This window comes from Micromonospora sp. NPDC047812 (genome assembly GCF_040704175.1).
In the GTDB taxonomy this organism is placed as follows: Bacteria; Actinomycetota; Actinomycetes; order Mycobacteriales; family Micromonosporaceae; genus Micromonospora.
Map to the genome: position 1 here is coordinate 20,962 of NZ_JBEYRY010000015.1, position 16,337 is coordinate 37,298.

17 protein-coding genes and 1 pseudogene are annotated in these 16,337 nt (G+C 73.2%); 12 read left to right on the forward strand and 6 right to left on the reverse strand.

The features are described from left to right. The first annotated feature begins 140 nt into the window (after nt 1–140). The 4 genes and pseudogenes from rplU to AB0883_RS29105 all read left to right on the forward strand — a co-directional run bounded on the left by rplU (nt 141) and on the right by AB0883_RS29105 (nt 2,908). Nucleotides 141–455 (forward strand): 50S ribosomal protein L21, encoded by a 315-nt coding sequence (gene rplU / locus AB0883_RS29090; protein ID WP_088975625.1) that lies wholly within the window; start codon nt 141–143, stop codon nt 453–455. Between the two features lie 11 nt (nt 456–466). Next, complete coding sequence (gene rpmA / locus AB0883_RS29095) at nt 467–721, forward strand: 50S ribosomal protein L27 (RefSeq protein WP_088975624.1); 255 nt, start codon at nt 467–469, stop codon at nt 719–721. A gap of 92 nt (nt 722–813) precedes the next feature. After that, nucleotides 814–2,232: pseudogene (obgE, locus tag AB0883_RS29100) on the forward strand (GTPase ObgE); the annotation flags it as partial. A gap of 226 nt (nt 2,233–2,458) precedes the next feature. Next, nucleotides 2,459–2,908, forward strand: coding sequence for a GNAT family N-acetyltransferase (locus AB0883_RS29105; protein ID WP_366644494.1), 450 nt, complete (start codon nt 2,459–2,461; stop codon nt 2,906–2,908). A gap of 14 nt (nt 2,909–2,922) precedes the next feature. On the opposite strand, the gene AB0883_RS29110 is transcribed toward AB0883_RS29105, so the two are convergent. Together AB0883_RS29110 and AB0883_RS29115 are read right to left on the reverse strand one after the other, a co-directional pair. Continuing rightward, the gene (locus AB0883_RS29110) at nt 2,923–3,582 is read right to left on the reverse strand and encodes a DUF6766 family protein (protein ID WP_366644495.1); all 660 of its coding nucleotides are present in this window, start codon (nt 3,580–3,582) and stop codon (nt 2,923–2,925) included. A gap of 78 nt (nt 3,583–3,660) precedes the next feature. After that, complete coding sequence (locus tag AB0883_RS29115; protein WP_366644496.1) at nt 3,661–4,140, reverse strand: DUF4383 domain-containing protein; 480 nt, start codon at nt 4,138–4,140, stop codon at nt 3,661–3,663. A 259-nt stretch (nt 4,141–4,399) separates the two neighbouring features. On the opposite strand from AB0883_RS29115, the gene AB0883_RS29120 reads away from it, so the two are divergent. From AB0883_RS29120 to AB0883_RS29130, 3 genes are read left to right on the forward strand one after another with little or no spacing between them, the layout of a single operon-like run. Then, complete coding sequence (locus tag AB0883_RS29120; RefSeq protein ID WP_366644497.1) at nt 4,400–5,179, forward strand: hypothetical protein; 780 nt, start codon at nt 4,400–4,402, stop codon at nt 5,177–5,179. Between the two features lie 31 nt (nt 5,180–5,210). Next, nucleotides 5,211–5,663 carry a phage holin family protein gene (locus tag AB0883_RS29125; RefSeq protein ID WP_366644498.1) on the forward strand — a complete coding sequence of 151 codons (453 nt, stop codon included), beginning with the start codon at nt 5,211–5,213 and terminating at the stop codon, nt 5,661–5,663. Continuing rightward, the gene (locus AB0883_RS29130) at nt 5,660–6,343 is read left to right on the forward strand and encodes a DUF3618 domain-containing protein (RefSeq protein ID WP_366644499.1); all 684 of its coding nucleotides are present in this window, start codon (nt 5,660–5,662) and stop codon (nt 6,341–6,343) included. The genes AB0883_RS29125 and AB0883_RS29130 overlap by 4 nt, the downstream gene beginning before the upstream one ends. A gap of 121 nt (nt 6,344–6,464) precedes the next feature. Here the strand turns inward: AB0883_RS29130 and AB0883_RS29135 are convergent, their stop codons facing one another. Beyond that, nucleotides 6,465–7,514 carry a glycosyltransferase family 2 protein gene (locus AB0883_RS29135; protein WP_366644500.1) on the reverse strand — a complete coding sequence of 350 codons (1,050 nt, stop codon included), beginning with the start codon at nt 7,512–7,514 and terminating at the stop codon, nt 6,465–6,467. Further along, nucleotides 7,511–8,248: a class I SAM-dependent methyltransferase gene (locus AB0883_RS29140; RefSeq protein WP_366644501.1), complete on the reverse strand. Its 738-nt coding sequence runs from the start codon at nt 8,246–8,248 to the stop codon at nt 7,511–7,513. The genes AB0883_RS29135 and AB0883_RS29140 overlap by 4 nt, the downstream gene beginning before the upstream one ends. Before the next feature lie 144 nt (nt 8,249–8,392). Here AB0883_RS29140 and AB0883_RS29145 point away from each other — a divergent pair, with 144 nt between their 5' ends. Then, nucleotides 8,393–9,028, forward strand: a complete 636-nt coding sequence (locus tag AB0883_RS29145) for a cyclase (RefSeq protein WP_366644502.1) — start codon at nt 8,393–8,395, stop codon at nt 9,026–9,028. Further along, nucleotides 9,025–10,197 (forward strand): zinc-dependent alcohol dehydrogenase, encoded by a 1,173-nt coding sequence (locus tag AB0883_RS29150; protein ID WP_366644503.1) that lies wholly within the window; start codon nt 9,025–9,027, stop codon nt 10,195–10,197. Before AB0883_RS29145 ends, AB0883_RS29150 begins: the two co-directional genes overlap by 4 nt. 57 nt (nt 10,198–10,254) lie before the next feature. Here the strand turns inward: AB0883_RS29150 and AB0883_RS29155 are convergent, their stop codons facing one another. Beyond that, nucleotides 10,255–11,502 (reverse strand): cytochrome P450, encoded by a 1,248-nt coding sequence (locus AB0883_RS29155; RefSeq protein ID WP_366644504.1) that lies wholly within the window; start codon nt 11,500–11,502, stop codon nt 10,255–10,257. Nucleotides 11,503–11,796: 294 nt separating this feature from the next. On the opposite strand from AB0883_RS29155, the gene AB0883_RS29160 reads away from it, so the two are divergent. The 3 genes from AB0883_RS29160 (at nt 11,797) to AB0883_RS29170 (ending at nt 16,044) form a co-directional block, all read left to right on the forward strand. Next, on the forward strand, nt 11,797–12,210 hold the full coding sequence (locus AB0883_RS29160; protein WP_366644505.1) for a hypothetical protein: 414 nt from the start codon (nt 11,797–11,799) through the stop codon (nt 12,208–12,210). A gap of 398 nt (nt 12,211–12,608) precedes the next feature. Further along, nucleotides 12,609–14,507 (forward strand): hypothetical protein, encoded by a 1,899-nt coding sequence (locus AB0883_RS29165; RefSeq protein ID WP_366644506.1) that lies wholly within the window; start codon nt 12,609–12,611, stop codon nt 14,505–14,507. 190 nt (nt 14,508–14,697) lie between these two features. Next, entirely contained in the window at nt 14,698–16,044 is a 1,347-nt protein-coding gene (locus AB0883_RS29170) for a cellulase family glycosylhydrolase (RefSeq protein WP_366644507.1), read from the forward strand. A gap of 49 nt (nt 16,045–16,093) precedes the next feature. On the opposite strand, the gene AB0883_RS29175 is transcribed toward AB0883_RS29170, so the two are convergent. Next, a complete protein-coding gene (locus AB0883_RS29175; protein WP_088992395.1) occupies nt 16,094–16,312 on the reverse strand; it encodes a DUF397 domain-containing protein in 219 nt (72 codons plus the stop codon). Nucleotides 16,313–16,337: the final 25 nt, after the last annotated feature.

The following is a 16,337-nucleotide window of genomic DNA, read 5'->3' on the forward strand; positions in this document are numbered from 1 at the left end:
CCCTCCGATGGCGTACGCTGGCCTGCGGTGCACTTTGGTGTACCGAGTTCTCGCGTGCCCGCGCCGCCGTGCCTCTGCTACCCGGCGAGCCGCCGCGGGAACACCCGCCAGCAGCCTCAACGACAGGGAGTCCGCCTCCGATGTACGCGATCGTCAAGACCGGCGGCAAGCAGTACAAGGTCGCCGAGGGCGACGTGATCGAGGTCGAGAAGCTCGTCGGTGCCCCCGGCGACGCGGTGAAGCTCACCGCGGTGCTCCTCGTCGACGGTGACGACCTGGTGACCGACGCGGCGAAGCTTGCCAAGGTCGCGGTGTCCGGCGAGATCGCCGCGCACACCAAGGGCCCGAAGATCCGGATCCACAAGTTCAAGAACAAGACCGGCTACCACAAGCGCCAGGGTCACCGCCAGCCGTTGACCCAGGTCAAGGTGACCGGCATCTCCAGCGGGAAGTAGGTCGTCCTCAGATGGCTCACAAAAAGGGTGCGTCCAGCTCGCGCAACGGTCGTGACTCCGCGGCCCAGCGGCTCGGCGTGAAGCGCTTCGGTGGTCAGGTCGTCAGCGCGGGTGAGATCCTCATCCGTCAGCGTGGCACCAAGTTCCACCCCGGTGACCTGGTCGGCCGCGGCGGAGACGACACGCTCTTCGCGCTGGCCGCCGGTGCGGTCCAGTTCGGCACCAAGCGCGGTCGCAAGACCGTCAGCATCGTGCCGCAGCAGTAGTCTTCCGGCGAAGCGGGCCGCGGACCTCGTGTCCCGGCCCGCTTCGCCTTTTCTCGTGCGGGGCGTGAACCTCGCTGGAAGGATTGACGCCCGTGGCGACGTTCGTTGACCGGGTCGTCCTGCACCTGCAGGCCGGCGATGGCGGGCACGGTTGTGCCTCGATCCACCGGGAGAAGTTCAAGCCGTTCGGTGGCCCCGACGGCGGCAACGGCGGGCACGGCGGCAGCGTGTCCCTGGTGGTCGACCCGCAGGTGACGACGCTGCTCGACTTCCACTTCCGCCCGCACGTGAAGGCCGAGAACGGCAAGGGTGGCGCCGGCTCGAACCGGGACGGCGCCAACGGGCGCAACCTCGTGCTCAAGGTGCCGAACGGCACCGTGGTGCAGGCCCCCGACGGCACGGTCCTGGCCGACATGGTCGGTGAGGGTACGACCTTCGAGGTGGCCCGGGGCGGGCGCGGCGGCCGGGGCAACGCGTCGCTGGCCAACGCCCGGCGCAAGGCCCCCGGCTTCGCGGAGCTGGGCGAGCCCGGCGAGCAGCTCGACGTGGTGCTGGAGCTCAAGAGCGTCGCCGACGTCGGGCTGGTGGGCTTCCCGTCGGCCGGCAAGTCGTCGCTGATCTCGGTGATCTCAGCCGCCAAGCCGAAGATCGCCGACTACCCGTTCACCACCCTGGTGCCCAACCTGGGCGTGGTCCGGCTGGACAACCACACCTTCACCGTCGCCGACGTGCCCGGCCTGATCCCCGGGGCGGCCACCGGCAAGGGTCTCGGCCTGGAGTTCCTGCGGCACATCGAGCGCTGCGCGGTGCTGGTGCACGTCATCGACACCGCCACCCTGGAGCCCGGCCGGGATCCGGTCGCCGACATCGACACCATCGAGGCCGAGCTGGCCGAGTACGGCGGCCTGGCCGACCGCCCCCGGCTGGTGGCGCTCAACAAGGTCGACGTGCCGGACGGCCGGGACCTGGCCGAGATCGTCCGTCCCGACCTGGAGGAGCGCGGTTTCCGGGTGTTCGAGGTCTCCGCGGCGACCCGGGAGGGGCTCAAGGAGCTCATGTACGCCATGGCGGAGCTGGTGGAGCAGGGACGCAGGGCCGCGCCGCCGGCCGAGGCGACCCGGATCGTGATCCGGCCCCGGGCGGTCGACGACGCCGGCTTCACCATCGAGGCCGCCCCGGACGGCGCCTGGGTCGTGCGCGGCGTCCGTCCCGAGCGGTGGGTGCGGCAGACGAACTTCGACAACGACGAGGCCGTGGGCTACCTGGCGGACCGGCTGGCCCGCCTGGGCGTCGAGGAGAAGCTGGGCAAGGCCGGCGCGGAACCGGGCGACCTGGTGCGGATCGGCGAGCGGGAGTTCGACTGGCAGCCGACCCTCTACGCCGGGGCCGACTTCATCCCCGGCAACCGGGGGACCGACGTCCGGCTGGAGGAGAAGTCCACCCGGGCGTCCGCCGCCGAGCGGCTGGCGGCCCGCAAGGCCCGCCGGCAGCGTCCGGAGGACGAGTTCGAGGGCACCGACGCCGACGTCTCGGACGACGTCGACCAGTCGGTCGGGGGCGACTTCGACGAGGCCGGCCCGGCCCGGGACGCCGGCCCGTCCGGCGGGGCGGGCCCGGCCCACGGGCTCGGCGCCTCCCGCGCCGCCACGGAGGACGACGCCGGATAGCCGGTCGCGCTCCGTGAGCGGGTCGACTGCCGGAAACCTGCCCGAAATCCCCGCCGCCTAGCGTGGCCTGATGCTGATCGAGTCCCGCCCCGCCACCGATCCGGAGATCGACGCCCTGGTCACCGCCCAGCAGCGCGAGCTGCGGGCGGCCGACGGCGGGCTGGACGGCCAGGCGACCGTCACCCACGACGACATCCGCTACCTGGCGGTGGTCGCCGACGGGCGGGCGGTCGCCTGCGGCGGGATCCAGGCGCTCGACGCCGGCACCGGTGAGGTGAAGCGGATGTACGTCCGCCCGGCGTACCGGGGGCGGGGCATCGCCCGGCAGTTGCTTACCGCGCTGGAGGAGCTGGCCTTCCAGCAGGGGTACGGGGAGCTCCGCCTGGAGACCGGCACGTACCTGCCGGCCGCGATCGGGCTCTACACCTCCAGCGGCTACGAGCCGATCCCGGTCTACGGCGAGTACGTCGGCAACCCGTACAGCGTGTGCTTCGCCAAGCGGCTGCGCGTGCCGGCCTGACGGCGGCCGGGCGGTCAGTCGCCGGTGTGCGCGTGCGCCGCGGTGACCGGCTTCGACTCCGGCGACGCGTGCTGACGCAGGAAGATGCTCAGCACGATCAGCGTGCCGACGGCGAGGAACTCGCTCTGCCAGTTCTGCATCGACTGGAACCAGAACTCGCTCGTGCCGAGGAACTCCCACACGCCGATCGGCGGCGCGCCGCTCTGCAACGCCTGCTGCTCGTTGTATTCGGCGGTCCCGCCGAGCAGGTGGCCGACGAACGAGCCGGCGAAGATCAGCAGCAGCGCGATGGAGAGGCTGTTGCGGTAGACCACCAGGGGCAGCCCGCCGGCGCGTACCGGCCAGGGGGAGTCCGGGGTGGCCCGCCGCTCGTCGTCCTTGGGCCGGTCGGTCTGCCCCACCGGCTTCGACTCCGCCGAGCCGCGCTGCACCAGGTAGGCGGTGAGTAGCACGTAGCCGCCCATCTGGAGGAACTCCGACTCCCAGTTCTCGAAGACCGACTCCATGAAGTGCCCGCTGCCCAGGTACGCCAGCCAGCTGGTCGGCGCGGCCCCGAACTCGGCCAGCTCCTCGTTGTGCGTCTGCCAACCGAACACGCTCTGCAACACCAGGAAGACGAGGAACGCGCCGAACATCGCCACCGTCAGCGCATTGTCCCGCAACCACCTCGGCATGACGACCTCCTCGTCGACGGACCTCCGGCCTCCCTGCCCGGAGGGCGTGCCGGGCAAACGCCGCGACGTGGGTGCCGGTCAGGGGCGGTCGAAGGGGTCGTCCAGCCGGGTGCCCGTGCCCACCTGGTTGGAGAGCAGCAGCCCGAGGGCGAGCATGCCGAAGCCGAGGACCAGGTGCAGCCAGTTGTCGGCGTCGTTGACCGGGATGAAGTTCGCCGCGCTCTCCCGGTCGATCGCGAAGCCGTACAGCCACAGGCCGAGGTAGAGGGCGCCGCCGCCGGCGAGGAAGATCCGGGCCCCGGCGACGCTGCGGGCCAGCACCAGGCCGGCCAGCCCGAAGCCCAGGTGCAGCGCGTTGTGCAGGATCGACACTTGGAACAGGCCGAGCAGCCGGGCCTCGGAGTGGTGGCCGGCGAACGTCATGTCGTCGTAGCCGGTGGTGATGCCGGGGATGAATCCGAGCACCCCGATCAGGGCGAAGACCCCGGCCGCGGCCACGGCGGCGAGCTGCACCTTCGGCTTCGGGCCCGGCTGGCCGCCGCGTGCGTTCCGTGCCATCGATTCACCTCCGTGGACCCGCGGAACGCCCTGCCCGCGGCGCCTGCCCGGAGAGACCGACGTCGCCGTGCGCGACGACGCCGTCACCCGACCCGACGATCCTCCATTTTGTAGACCCGCGGCGGCGGGGCGCAGGAGAAGTCACGAACGAGGTATGGAACCGGCGACGCAGGGTAGGTCAAGAGATGCGACGGCAGGAACGGCCGACGCATCCCCCCAGCACAAGACCCGCGGAGACTTTCCGAGCGGAAGGGAAATCATGACCTACGATCTGTCACCCACGACTTCCACGTACGGGCAGGAGTCGAGCAACGGCAGCGGCGTCCGCGAGCAGGCCCGTCAGGTCGGCTCGGAGGCCAAGCAGGCCGGCGGCGCCGTCGCCGAGACGGCCAAGGAGCAGGGCCGGGAGGTCGTCGGCGAGGCGAAGCTCCAGGCGCGCAACCTCTACGGCGAGGCCCGCAGCCAGCTCGCCAGCCAGGCCGGCGACCAGCAGCGGCGTGCCGCCGGCGGGCTCCGCTCGCTGGCCGACGAGATGCGCTCGATGGCCGAGCAGGGCGGCCAGGCCGGCCCGGTGAGCGAGATCGCCCGCCAGGCCGCCGACCGGGTGCACGGCGTGGCCGGCTGGCTGGAGCAGCGCGAGCCCGGCGACCTCATCGCCGAGGTGCGCGACTACGCGCGTCGCAACCCGGGCACCTTCCTGGTCGGCGCCGCCGTGCTGGGTGTGCTCGCCGGCCGGCTGACCAAGAACATCTCGGCCGCCGGCGACAACCAGGGCGGCAACGGCTACCCCGCGTACGGCTCGGGCGCCGGCTACGACCCGGAGCGGACCGCGGTCATCCCGACCCCGCCGGCCCCGCGTGCGGTGCCGGACGCCGTACCGCCGGGCGGCTACCTCGACCCGACCCCGGGCGCGTACGCCGACCCGCAGACCACCACCAGCTACGCCGACCCCGCGGGCGGCGTCGGCCAGCCGCTGCCGCCGGTGAGCCAGACCGACCCGCTGCCGGGCGTGCCGTCGACCGGGACCACCCGTCCGTGAGCCCACGAATCATCCGAAGGGAGGCGGCGGCATGAGCATGCCGACGCAGGGGGCGGGGCTCGACTCCGGTTACCACCCCCACGACGCGGACGAGGTCAGGGGCAGCTCGATCGGCGAGCTGATGCGCCAGGTCACCACCGACCTGTCGACCCTGATGCGGCAGGAGGTCGAGCTGGCCAAGGCCGAGATCCGCCAGGAGGGCAAGAAGGCGGGCAAGGCCGCCGGCCTCTTCGGTGGCGCCGGTTTCGGCGGCTACATGGTGGCCCTCTTCCTCTCGCTGGCCCTCTGGGCCGGGCTGTCCAACGTGATGGACGCCGGCTGGGCGGCCCTGATCGTGGCCGTCATCTGGGGCGCGATCGCCGCGGTCCTCTACTCCAAGGCCAAGACGAGCGCCGAGCGCATCCGCGGCCTCAAGCAGACCAACGACAGCGTGCAGCGGATCCCCGACGCGCTCAAGCCCCACCCGCAGGAGGTCACCCGATGAGCACCGACCCGGACCAGATCCGCCGGGAGATCGAAGCCACCCGGAACAACCTGAGTTCCGACGTGGACGCGCTGGCGTACAAGGTCAGCCCCGCCCGCATCGTCGACGACCGCAAGCAGCGGGCCCGCAACGCACTGCAGAATGTGAGGGACAAGGTGATGGGAAGCGCTTCCGACCTGGGTCACAGCACCAAGCACGGCGCCCACGCGGTGGGCGACCACGCCTCCTCGGTGGCGTCGACCGTGAGCGACAAGGCCCACTCGGCCGCCTCGACGGTCGGCGACAAGGCGCACTCGGCGGCCTCGACGGTCAGCGACGCCGCGCAGCGGGCGCCGCACGTGATCCGGCAGAAGTCCGAGGGCAACCCGCTGGCCGCCGGTCTGATCGCCTTCGGCGTCGGCTGGCTCGCCTCCTCGCTGATCCCGTCGACCCGCCGCGAGCAGCAGGTGGCGTCGCAGGTCAGGGAGAAGGCCGGCGAGCACGCCGGGGTGGTGAAGGAGAAGCTCGGCGAGGTCGCCAACGAGCTGAAGGAGGAGCTGCGCGAGCCGGTGCAGCACGCCACCCAGTCGGTGCGCTCCACCGCCCAGGACGCGGTGCACGCCGTCAAGGACGACACCCGGTCGGCCGCGCACGACGTGAAGGACCACGCGCAGCAGTCCCGCGAACAGGTGCGGTACTGACCAGCCCGATCACCGTACGCCGCAGCTCGCGGCCACTCCCGGAGCATCCTCCGGTCAGTGGCCGCGAGCTGTCGTGTGCGTCCCGGGCGCGGGTCGTCGTGGGCGGAGGGTGCGCGGGTCGTCAGCGCAGGTGACGGCGGAGGGTGCGTTCGAAGTGGGCGGCGCGCCGCACCCGGCCGCCGGCGTAGCGGACCCCGCCGAAGAGCAGGCGCCGGCCGACGGCGAGCCAGCCGCACACGCCGCGTTCCAGCACCCAGAACGGGGCCGCCAGGGCGGTGGCCGGCGGGAAGACCGCGGCGCCCCCGCCCCGGCGCCGGCCCGCCTCGGCGAGCGCCACCGTGGTCGCGGCCGCCCCGAGCAGCAGCCCCGGTCGCCGGGTCGCGACCGCCGCCGCCAGCGCCGGCAGGACCGCGAGTGAGGCCACCAGGCGGGCCGGCTGGGCCAGGTCGTCGTACGCCTGGCGGACCCGCTGGCCCAGGAAGTGGGCGGTGTCCGGCGGCAGCCGGCGTACGTGCAGCCAGGGGGGTGCCGCCTCGGTCCCCCCGTACGCGCGCACGGTGCGGATCAGCTCCAGGTTCTCGAAGAGCACGTCCGGGTCGTACCCGCCCATGGCGAGGAAGGTGCTCCGGCGTACCGCCAGGGTGCCGGGGTAGTCGGCGCCGAGCGCCCGGTTGAGCAGGGTGCGCCCGGTGTCCCACCACGCGTGCCAGGGCAGCGGGTCGAAGTAGTTCTGCGGCCGGACCAGGTCCACCCGGTCGAGCAGCCGGTGCACGGCGAGCAGCCCCGCCCCGTCGTAGCGGACGTCGTCGTCGGCGATCACCACGTGCTCGTGCCGGGCCGCGCCGACGCCGGTGAGCACCCCGGTCACCTTGCCGTTGACGCCGCGCAGGGCGGGATCCGGCCGCAGGTGCCGGACCAGACCGCGCCAGGCCCGCGCGTGCCGGGCGAACAGTGCCGGGGGCGACCCGTCGACCACGGTCACGTCCACCCGGGCGCTCAGCCGGCGCAGGTACCCGGTCAGCTCGGCCAGGCCGGCGTCGTCGGTCCAGCGCAGCGGCAGCACGTACGCGAGGGGAAGGCGGCGGTCGTCGGCGTTCCCGGCCGTCGGCGCGCCGGTGCCGCGCTCCTCGCCGCCGGGCGCGGCACCGGCCGGGCGGGCGGGGGCGCTCACCCCTGCTCCGGACGGCGGTAGACGGACACGTGCTCGCGGCTGTGGTCGGTGAACGGCCGGCCGCCCCAGTCCTCCCACCGGTGCTCGCGGCGCAGCCCGGCCAGCTCGGCCATCAGGTCCAGCTCCGCCGGCCAGGCGTAGCGGTGGTTGGCGGGCAGCAGGTGCACCCCGCCGTTGGTGAAACGGACCTTCGTGGTGGTCATCCGCTGCTCGGCGGGGTGCAGCAGGGCCGCCTCCAGCAGCACCACGTCCTCCGCCACCCGCACCGGCCGCAGCGCGCCGCCCGCGCGGAAGGCACCCGGGTCGGGCACCCACGCCTCGACGACGAACCGGCCGCCGGGGCGCAGGTGGGCGGCGGCGTTGCGGAAGCAGGCCACCTGGGCGGCCTGGTCCGGCAGCGCGAAGATCGTGTTGAACGCGAGCACCACCAGGGCGAACTCGCCGGGCACCCGGGTCTCGGCGAAGTCGCCGACGGCCACCTCGACGGCGTCCCCGCCGGGCTTGGCGCGCAGCCCGGCGGCCATCTCGGGGGAGCCCTCGACACCGGCGACGGTCAGTCCCCGCGCGACCAGCGGCAGGGCGAGCCGGCCGGTGCCGATGCCGAACTCGCACACCGGGCCGCCGTCGGCCAACGCGGCGAGGCGCTCCACCGCCGCGTCCGGTGTCAGGTGCGCGTACGTCTCGTCGTAGACGTCCGCGGCGTGCCGGCCGTACTCGCTGGCGTCGAAGGACACGGTGCCTCCCGGTGGCGGTGGGTGCCCGCAGCAGGTGCCCGGTTATCGGCCGGGCAAACCGGTGCGTCGTTTCGGTCGGGCGGTGCCGGGTAGCGCAACTGGTGCGGGTGGTCCATCCCCGGGCACCCGGGTGGAGGAGACGTGATGACCAGCAACGGAACGAGGTGGGCGCTGCTCGGTGCCAGCACCCTGACCGTGGTCGGCGTCGGCCGGGCGGTGGCCCGTCGACGACGCCGGCGCCAGCCCGAGCGCCGCGACGGCTGGTACGTGGTGCGGCGCGGGGTGACGATCGACCGGCCGGCGGAGGCGGTGATCGGCTTCTGGACCGACCGGGAGCGGATGGACCGGGCGTTGGCCGAGTGGGCGACGCTGGAGCAGCTCGGCGACGACCGGTGGCGCTGCGTGGCGCGGGACCCGGCCGGTGGGGGTACCGAGTGGCGGGCCGAGATCACCGTCGAGGGCCCCGGGCGGCTGCGCTGGCGGGTCACCGACGGGCCCGAGCAGGAGGGCACCGTCCAGCTGACACCGGCGCCCCGGGACCGGGGCACGGAGGTCCGCGCCGAGCTGCGGTGGCGCTCCGGGCCGCTGCGCCGGGCGTTCGGACTCCTCGGCGGCGACGACCCGGACCTGGCCCTGCGGGACGCGTTGCGTCGGGTGAAGGCGCTGGTGGAGTGCGGCCAGGTCATCGACACCCGGCGGGACCCGTCCGGGCGCGGGCCGGCCCAGGAGAAGGCGACCGACAAGGTGCGGGAGAAGCTGCGGACGGGAGGACGGGCGTGAGGGCGCTCTGCTGGGAAGGCGTTGGCAAGCTGGCCGTACGCGACGTGCCGGAGCCGCGCATCCGCGCCGAGGGCGACGTCATCGTCAAGGTCGGCGCCAGCAGCGTCTGCGGCTCCGACCTGCACCTGATCAACGGCTTCCTGCCGGCGATGCGGGAGGGCGACGTCCTCGGCCACGAGTTCATGGGCGAGGTCGTGGAGACCGGCCCCGGCGTACGGCGGCTGCGCGTCGGCGACCGCGTCGTGGTCGGCTCGGTGGTGGCCTGCGGCGGCTGCTGGTACTGCCGCACCGAGCAGTACTCGCTCTGCGACAACTCCAACCCGCAGCCGGTCTTCACCGAGAAGCTCTGGGGGCACTCGCCGGCCGGCATCCTCGGCTACTCGCACGCCGCCGGGGGCTACTCAGGCAGCCACGCCGAGTACGTCCGGGTGCCCTTCGGCGACATCGGGGCGTTCACGGTGCCCGACGGGGTGCCCGACGACTCGGTGGTGTTCGCCTCCGACGCGATGCCCACCGGCTGGATGGCCGCCGACTTCTGCGCGCTGAAGGGCGGCGAGGTGGTCGCGGTCTGGGGCGCCGGCGGGGTCGGCCAGATGGCGGCCCGGTCGGCGCAGCTCCTCGGCGCCGAGCGGGTGATCGTGATCGACCGGCTGCCGGAGCGGCTCGCCACCGCCGCCGACCGCCTCGGCGTGGAGACGGTCAACTACGCCGAGACCGACGTGCTGGAGGCGCTGCGGGAGATGACCGCCGGCCGGGGCCCGGACGCGTGCATCGAGGCCGTCGGCATGGAGTCGCACGACGTCGGACCGGTGTACGCGTACGACAAGGCGAAGCAGACCGCCCGGATGCAGACCGACCGCCCCACGTCGGTCCGACAGGCGATCATGGCCTGCCGCAAGGGCGGCACGGTGAGCATCGTCGGCGTCTACGCCGGCCTGGTGGACAAGTTCCCGCTCGGCGCGGCGATGAACAAGGCGCTGGTGCTGCGGATGGGTCAGATGCACGCCCAGCGCTACATCCCGATGGTGCTGGACCGGATCGCGGCCGGCGAGATCGATCCCGGTTACCTGGCCACCCACCCGATGCCGCTGGAGGAGGGCGCGCGGGGCTACGAGATGTTCGAGAAGAAGGAGGACGGCTGCCTGCGCAGCGTCCTGCACCCGGCCTGAGCGCGCCACGACCGCACCGCCCCGGGAGCCGGCGAGCTCCCCGGGGCGGTGCCGTGTTCAGGCCGTGCGGCGGACGTTGGTGATCAGGAACCCGCTCGGCGGCAGCGCCGGCATCCGGTGCAGGCTCAGCGCCAGGTCCTGCGGCGGCACGTCGTAGCGCATCGTCGTCGTCAGGTTCGTGACCGCCCGCTTCATCAGCTCGATCGTGATCCACTCGCCGGCGCAGCGGTGACCGGTCAGGTGCTCGCCGCCGCCCTGCGGCACGAGGGCGAACGGGTCGCCCCGCCAGCCGGTGAAGCGCTCCGGCCGGAACCGCTCCGGCTCCGGCCAGAGCGCCGGGTGGTGGTTGGTGCCGTACAGGTCGAGCAGCACCCGCCGGCCGCGTGGGAAGTGGTAGCCCTGCCAGTCGAACGGGCGCCGGACCCGGGCGGCGGCCACCGGGAAGAACGGGTAGTAGCGGCGTACCTCCTGCACGAAGCTCTCGGTGGCCTCGTCGCTCTCCCGGACCCGTTCCCGCCAGGCCGGGTGGTCGTGCAGGGCCAGCGCGGCGAAGACGACGAAGCGGTCGACGGCGACCGTGGGACGCAGCACGTTGAGCAGCTCGACGGCCGCGATCCGCCGGGGGAGCAGCCGACCGTGGGCGTCGCGGTGCTCGGCGATCACCCGCAGCGCGCTGCCCTCGGGGGCGGGGAGGGCGCCGGCGCGCTCCCGGTCGACGACCTGGCCGATCCAGCGTTCGCCCCGGCGGCGGCCCCACAGGCCACGCCAGTGCCGGGGGCCGAGGGCCGCCGGTCCCTCGATCATCGCGTGCAGTTCGGCGGTACGCCGCTCCACCTCGCTGTCCGCGAGCGGTACGCCGGCCCAGGCGCAGACCGCGCGGGTCAGCATCCGGCCGACCTCGTCGTATAGCACCACCGGCCCGCCCGACTCCCAGGACGGGACGCGGGCCCGCCACTCGTCGTCGAAGAGCTGCGCGAGCTGCCGGACCGCGGTCGGCGTCATGATCGACATGAACATGGCCTTGCGGTCGGCGTGGTCCGTCCCGTCGAGGCCCTGCACGCCGCCGCGGCCGGTGAGGGTGCGCTGCGCCCGCGTCGGCATGGCGCCCGCCCGGACGAAGCGCTCGGTGTCGTAGAAGAGCTCCGCCGCCGGCCGGCCGCGCAGGCAGATGGTGGGCGCCAGCAGCAGCCGGGCCTGGAAGATGTCGGTGCCGTGGCGGTCGCAGCGCTGGCCGACGAAACGGTAGCCGTCGCGCAGGAACGCCAGGGAACTGTCCGGGCTGCGCTCCGTCGGGATGGTCGCCATCGGGCCTCCTGACCGGGGTGCGGCCGTTGCCGGCCGGGTCCTGTCCGTGCCTCTGCGTCTACCCACGCCGGCGTGGCTGAACCCCGCGCCCGCGTGGCGCGGGCGGCGCCGAGGGCGCGGGGAGGGGCCAGCGGACGACGCGTCAGCTGGCCCCTCCCAGGGACGCGGAGAGCTGGTTTTCTCGGGGGAGCGGTCCGTCGGTCCGCCGCCGACAGGACGCCGGCGACGGCCGGGACGGAGCGCGGGGCGGCTCACCGGAGGACGAGGCCGCCCACGATCGCCACGGGAGGACGCATGCGTGACAACAGGCCGGCGTACTGGCGGCAACGGCAGGCGCGGGAGGCGCTCGGCACGGCCGGGCAGGTCGCCGGCGCGTCGTTGATCGCGCCGCCCCGCCGCTCGGCCCGGCCGGACCGGTTCTTCACGGTGCATCTCGGCTTCACCGCCGCCGACCTGGCGTCGGCCCGGGAGCTGGCCGTCGGGTACGCGGAGGCGCTGAGTCTGCTGCGGCCCGAGGTGGCCCTGGGCGCGTCGGCGCTGTCACCGGCCGAGGCGTGGCAGCAGGCCGAGCGGTTGTTCTGCGGCGCGTCCGGCCCGGACGGCGAGCGCTGCGCCGACGTCGCCGGCCATCCCGGCTTCCATCACGCCCCGGGGCCGGGCGGGCTCGGCTGGGGCGACGGCGACCAGCCCGCCATTCGAGATCATTGATGCGGCAGCCGCGCGTACGGGCGATTGGACCACGTCACCCGTACGCGCGGCTGTCGGATATGCGTCGGGAGCCTGGGACCCGGGAGCGGGTCATCGCATTTGCCGTCACCGAAAAAGCACTGTGCCGGGAATCCCGAATACGGCTCAATTCGAAACGGCGATCCCCCTGCTGAGGAATTGATCTCAAATCCCGTGCCGGAGCAACCCGATCGTCGATCGTCCGTTTTATTGCCATTTAACGGCCCAGTCCGCGACGCCGGCAGTGTCGAAAGGTCAGACCCGATCACCAATGCCGGAAGTGCTTCGTTTGTTCACCGAGGCAACCGCGCCGGGTGACCGGGAGGTTGACTCCCCACCAGGCGGAAACGACCGCTCCTGCGAGTTCGGGGGAATCGCACATGCACGTGATGCTGGCCTGGTTCGCCGACGACAATCTGTCGGAGAGCGCCCGGCGCGCCGCGAGCCATCGCTTCGAAACGGCCGTCGCCGACGTGGTGCCCGACAGTTTCGTACGACACGAATTCGGGGCCGACGACTGGGGCGTGACGGTCCTGCACCGCAGCGATCAGGGCCCCTACCGGTGGCCGACCGTCGACACCGTCGGGCCGGTCACCGCCGTGTCGCTCGGGCTGCCCGTGGGTGTCGACGTGACGGGCGGTCCGGCGGCGCTGGCCGGACGCCTGCTGGCCGGCGAGGAGGTGCACCGTGAGGTGGTGCCGCCGTTCGGCCTGCTGGCCCTCGACGCGGGCGGGAACTTCGCCCTGCAACAGGACTGGATCGGCATGTGCCGGGTCTTCACGGGCGGGTCGGGCGGCCTGACGGCCTTCTGCACCCGGCCCAGCCTGCTGGCCGCGTTCCTGCACGGCGACCTGCGGCCCGACCTGGACGGCTGGATGTCGTACACCCTCTGCGGGCACTTCGGCGGCGACAGCTCCCCGGTGCGGGGCGCCCGGCTGCTCCGCCCCGGCGAGCGGGTGACCGGCCGCCGGCGCGACGGCGGCGGGTGGCAGCTCACCACCACCACGAGGTACGCCACCGACGACGTGGTGCGGGACGGACTGGCGGCGCGGGGCCGACCGGTGACCGAGCTGCTCGACCGCGCCGCCGATGCCATCACGAGCACCGCCGCCAGCATCCACGGCCTGCACGACGAGGACATCACCCTCGGGCTGTCGGGCGGGAAGGACTCCCGGCTCATCGCCGCGTCGCTGATCGCGGCCGGCCGGACCCCGAGGTTCCTGACCAACGAGGACACCCGCGCCGAGGGCGAGGTCGCCCGTGAGCTGGTGCGGATCCTGCGCGACAAGCGGGGACTGCACCCCGAGCACACGCTCCGGCTCGCCGGGGCGCGGGCCAACGTGCTCGGCACCGGCCTGCACGAGCGGGCCCGGCGACTGCAACGGCTGACCGACCACCAGTTCCCCTCCAGCTACCTGGTGCGCCCGGCCGGCCCCGGACGCCTGGTAGACCAGGCCGGCCCGGCCACCTTCACCGGTGCCGCCGGCGAACTCGCCACCGAGTACTGGTATCCCCCGACGGACGACGACGGCGGCCCCTCCCCGCAGGAGACCGCCCTGGCCCGGCTGCTCAACGCCGTGCCGACGGGCGTCGCCGACACGGCCGTGGTCACCGCGGAGCGGGAGAGGATCGGCGGCCTGCTCGACCACGGTAGCGGGCTCGGCCTGCACGACCTGCGCCTGGTCGACTACATCTACCTGGTGGAGCGGGTCCGCCGCTGGTACACCTCCGCCTACGCGATCGGGATGGTCACCCCGTTCCTGTCGCCCGGCTTCGTCGCGGCCACCTTCGCGTTGACTCCGCAGCAGAAGCGCGAGCGGCTGATGCACACCGGGCTGATCGCCCGCCTGGTGCCCGAGTGGGCGCAGGTCCCGTTCGTCAGCGTCTCCACCGGCCCGTCCACCGCCACCCGGGTGTGGGAGGGCGACGGCCTCCAGGCCATGGCCGAGCTGCTGGACACCGCGCACGGCCCGCTGACCCGGCTCGTCCGCCGGCCCGCCGTGGAGAAGGCGCTCCGCGCCGCGGCCCGGGGCGGCCGACCCGATCAGCGGACGCTGCAACAGTTCACCTGGCTGGCGCTCGCCTCCGAGCAGCTCGAACCGGGCACCACCCGACCCGCCACCGGCGCCGCGTACGCCCGGATCACCGCGCCCCCGCAGCAACGCCAGCCGGTTGGCGGCGCGGTCGCCCGACTGCGCTGGATAAAACGGACGCGTCTCGGTGACCGGCTCTGGTCGGCGGTGGCCAGGCGGGTGCGCCCACGGCGACCGGGCCAGTGAGCCGACCCATCGACGATGTCCTATTGCGAAGCCTGCGTGACCACGAGTAGCTTGGCACCGTCGCAGAGCCGAGCCGGCCTCGCACCCGTACGTCGCACTCGTCACGAGCGCGCCGCGCACCGCCATCCGCGTGCGCCTGGGCAGGCGTGCCTGTGCCCCGATCCGTCGGGGCCTCACCCTGAGGTAGGCCATGAAGAGAAGACTGCTCTCCGTCGGCGCCGCGTTGCTCGCCGTCGCCGCGTCCGTCCTGATGTTCGTCAAGCCGGCGGACGCGGCCGTGGGACTGCACGTCGACGGACGCAACATCGTCGAGGCGAACGGCCAGCCGTTCGTCATGCGAGGTGTCAACCACCCCCACGTCTGGTACACCGGCGAGACCGACTCGTTCGCCGACGTCAAGGCGCTCGGCGCCAACACCGTCCGGGTGGTGCTGGGCAGCGGCAAGCGCTGGGGCCCGTCCACCGACGTCGCCGACGTGATCTCACTGTGCAAGCAGAACCGGCTGATCTGCGTACTGGAGGTCCACGACACCACGGGCTACGGCGAGGAGGGCGCCGCCGCGTCGCTCGACGAGGCGGTCGACTACTGGATCAGCCAGAAGAGCGCGCTCGTCGGCCAGGAGAACTACGTCGTCATCAACATCGGCAACGAGCCGATCGGCAACGTCGACGCCGGCCAGTGGACCGCCGCGACCACCGCCGCGATCACGAAGATGCGCGCCAGCGGCTTCGAGCACCTTCTCATGGTCGACGCGCCCAACTGGGGTCAGGACTGGCAGTACGTCATGCGGGACAACGCGCAGGCGATCCTGGACGCCGACAGCCGGCAGAACACCGTGCTGTCCATCCACATGTACGCGGTGTTCAACACGGCCACGGCCATCACCGACTACCTGGACCGGTTCGAGGACAACGGGTGGCCACTGGTCATCGGCGAGTTCGGCTGGCGGTTCAACGCCAACGAGGTCGACCACGAGACGATCCTGGCCGAGTCGCAGGCCCGTGGTCTGGGCTACCTCGGCTGGTCCTGGAGCGGAAACACCGACCCGATCCTGGACATGGCCACCAGCTTCGACCCCGCGCGGCTCACCACCTGGGGCGAGCGGATCTTCAACGGCGCCAACGGCATCAGGGCCACCGCCAGGGAGGCCACGATCTTCGGCGGTGGGCCGACCGGGACGCCCTCGCCCATCCCCACCCCGACGAAATCACCCACCCCCAGCCCGACCGGCGGCGGCAAGGCCTGCGCCGCCGAATACCGGGTGGTGGGCCAGTGGCCGGGCGGCTTCCAGGGCGAGGTCCGGGTCACCGCCGGCAGTTCGGCGATCAGCGGCTGGACCGTCACGTGGACGCTCGCCTCCGGCCAGGCCGTCAGCCAGGCCTGGAACGCGACGGTCACCACCGGCGGATCCGTCGTCACCGCCCGGAACGTGAGCTACAACGGCAGCCTCGGCGCGGGCGTCGCCACGACCTTCGGCTTCCTCGGGTCGTGGAGCGGCGACAACGCCGTCCCGACCCTCTCCTGCACTGCCACCTGACCGACCGGCAGTCCGTCCCGCGCGCGTCCGCGCGGGACGGGCGTCGCCGTCAGTCCAGGTCGAACTCGCCGTCCTGGGCGCCGGCGACGAAGGCGTCCCACTCGGCCTGCGTGAAGACCAGGACGGGGCCGTCCGGCTCGGCGGAGTTGCGCATGCCGATCAGGTCGTCGACGAAGGCGACCTCGACGGCGCTCTCGGAGGTGTCGCCCTCGGCCCGCTGCCAGACCGCCCGCGAGAGGTCGAAGTCGCCCTTGGGGTGCGAAGCCATCGTTCAATCCTCCAGTGCCACGGGG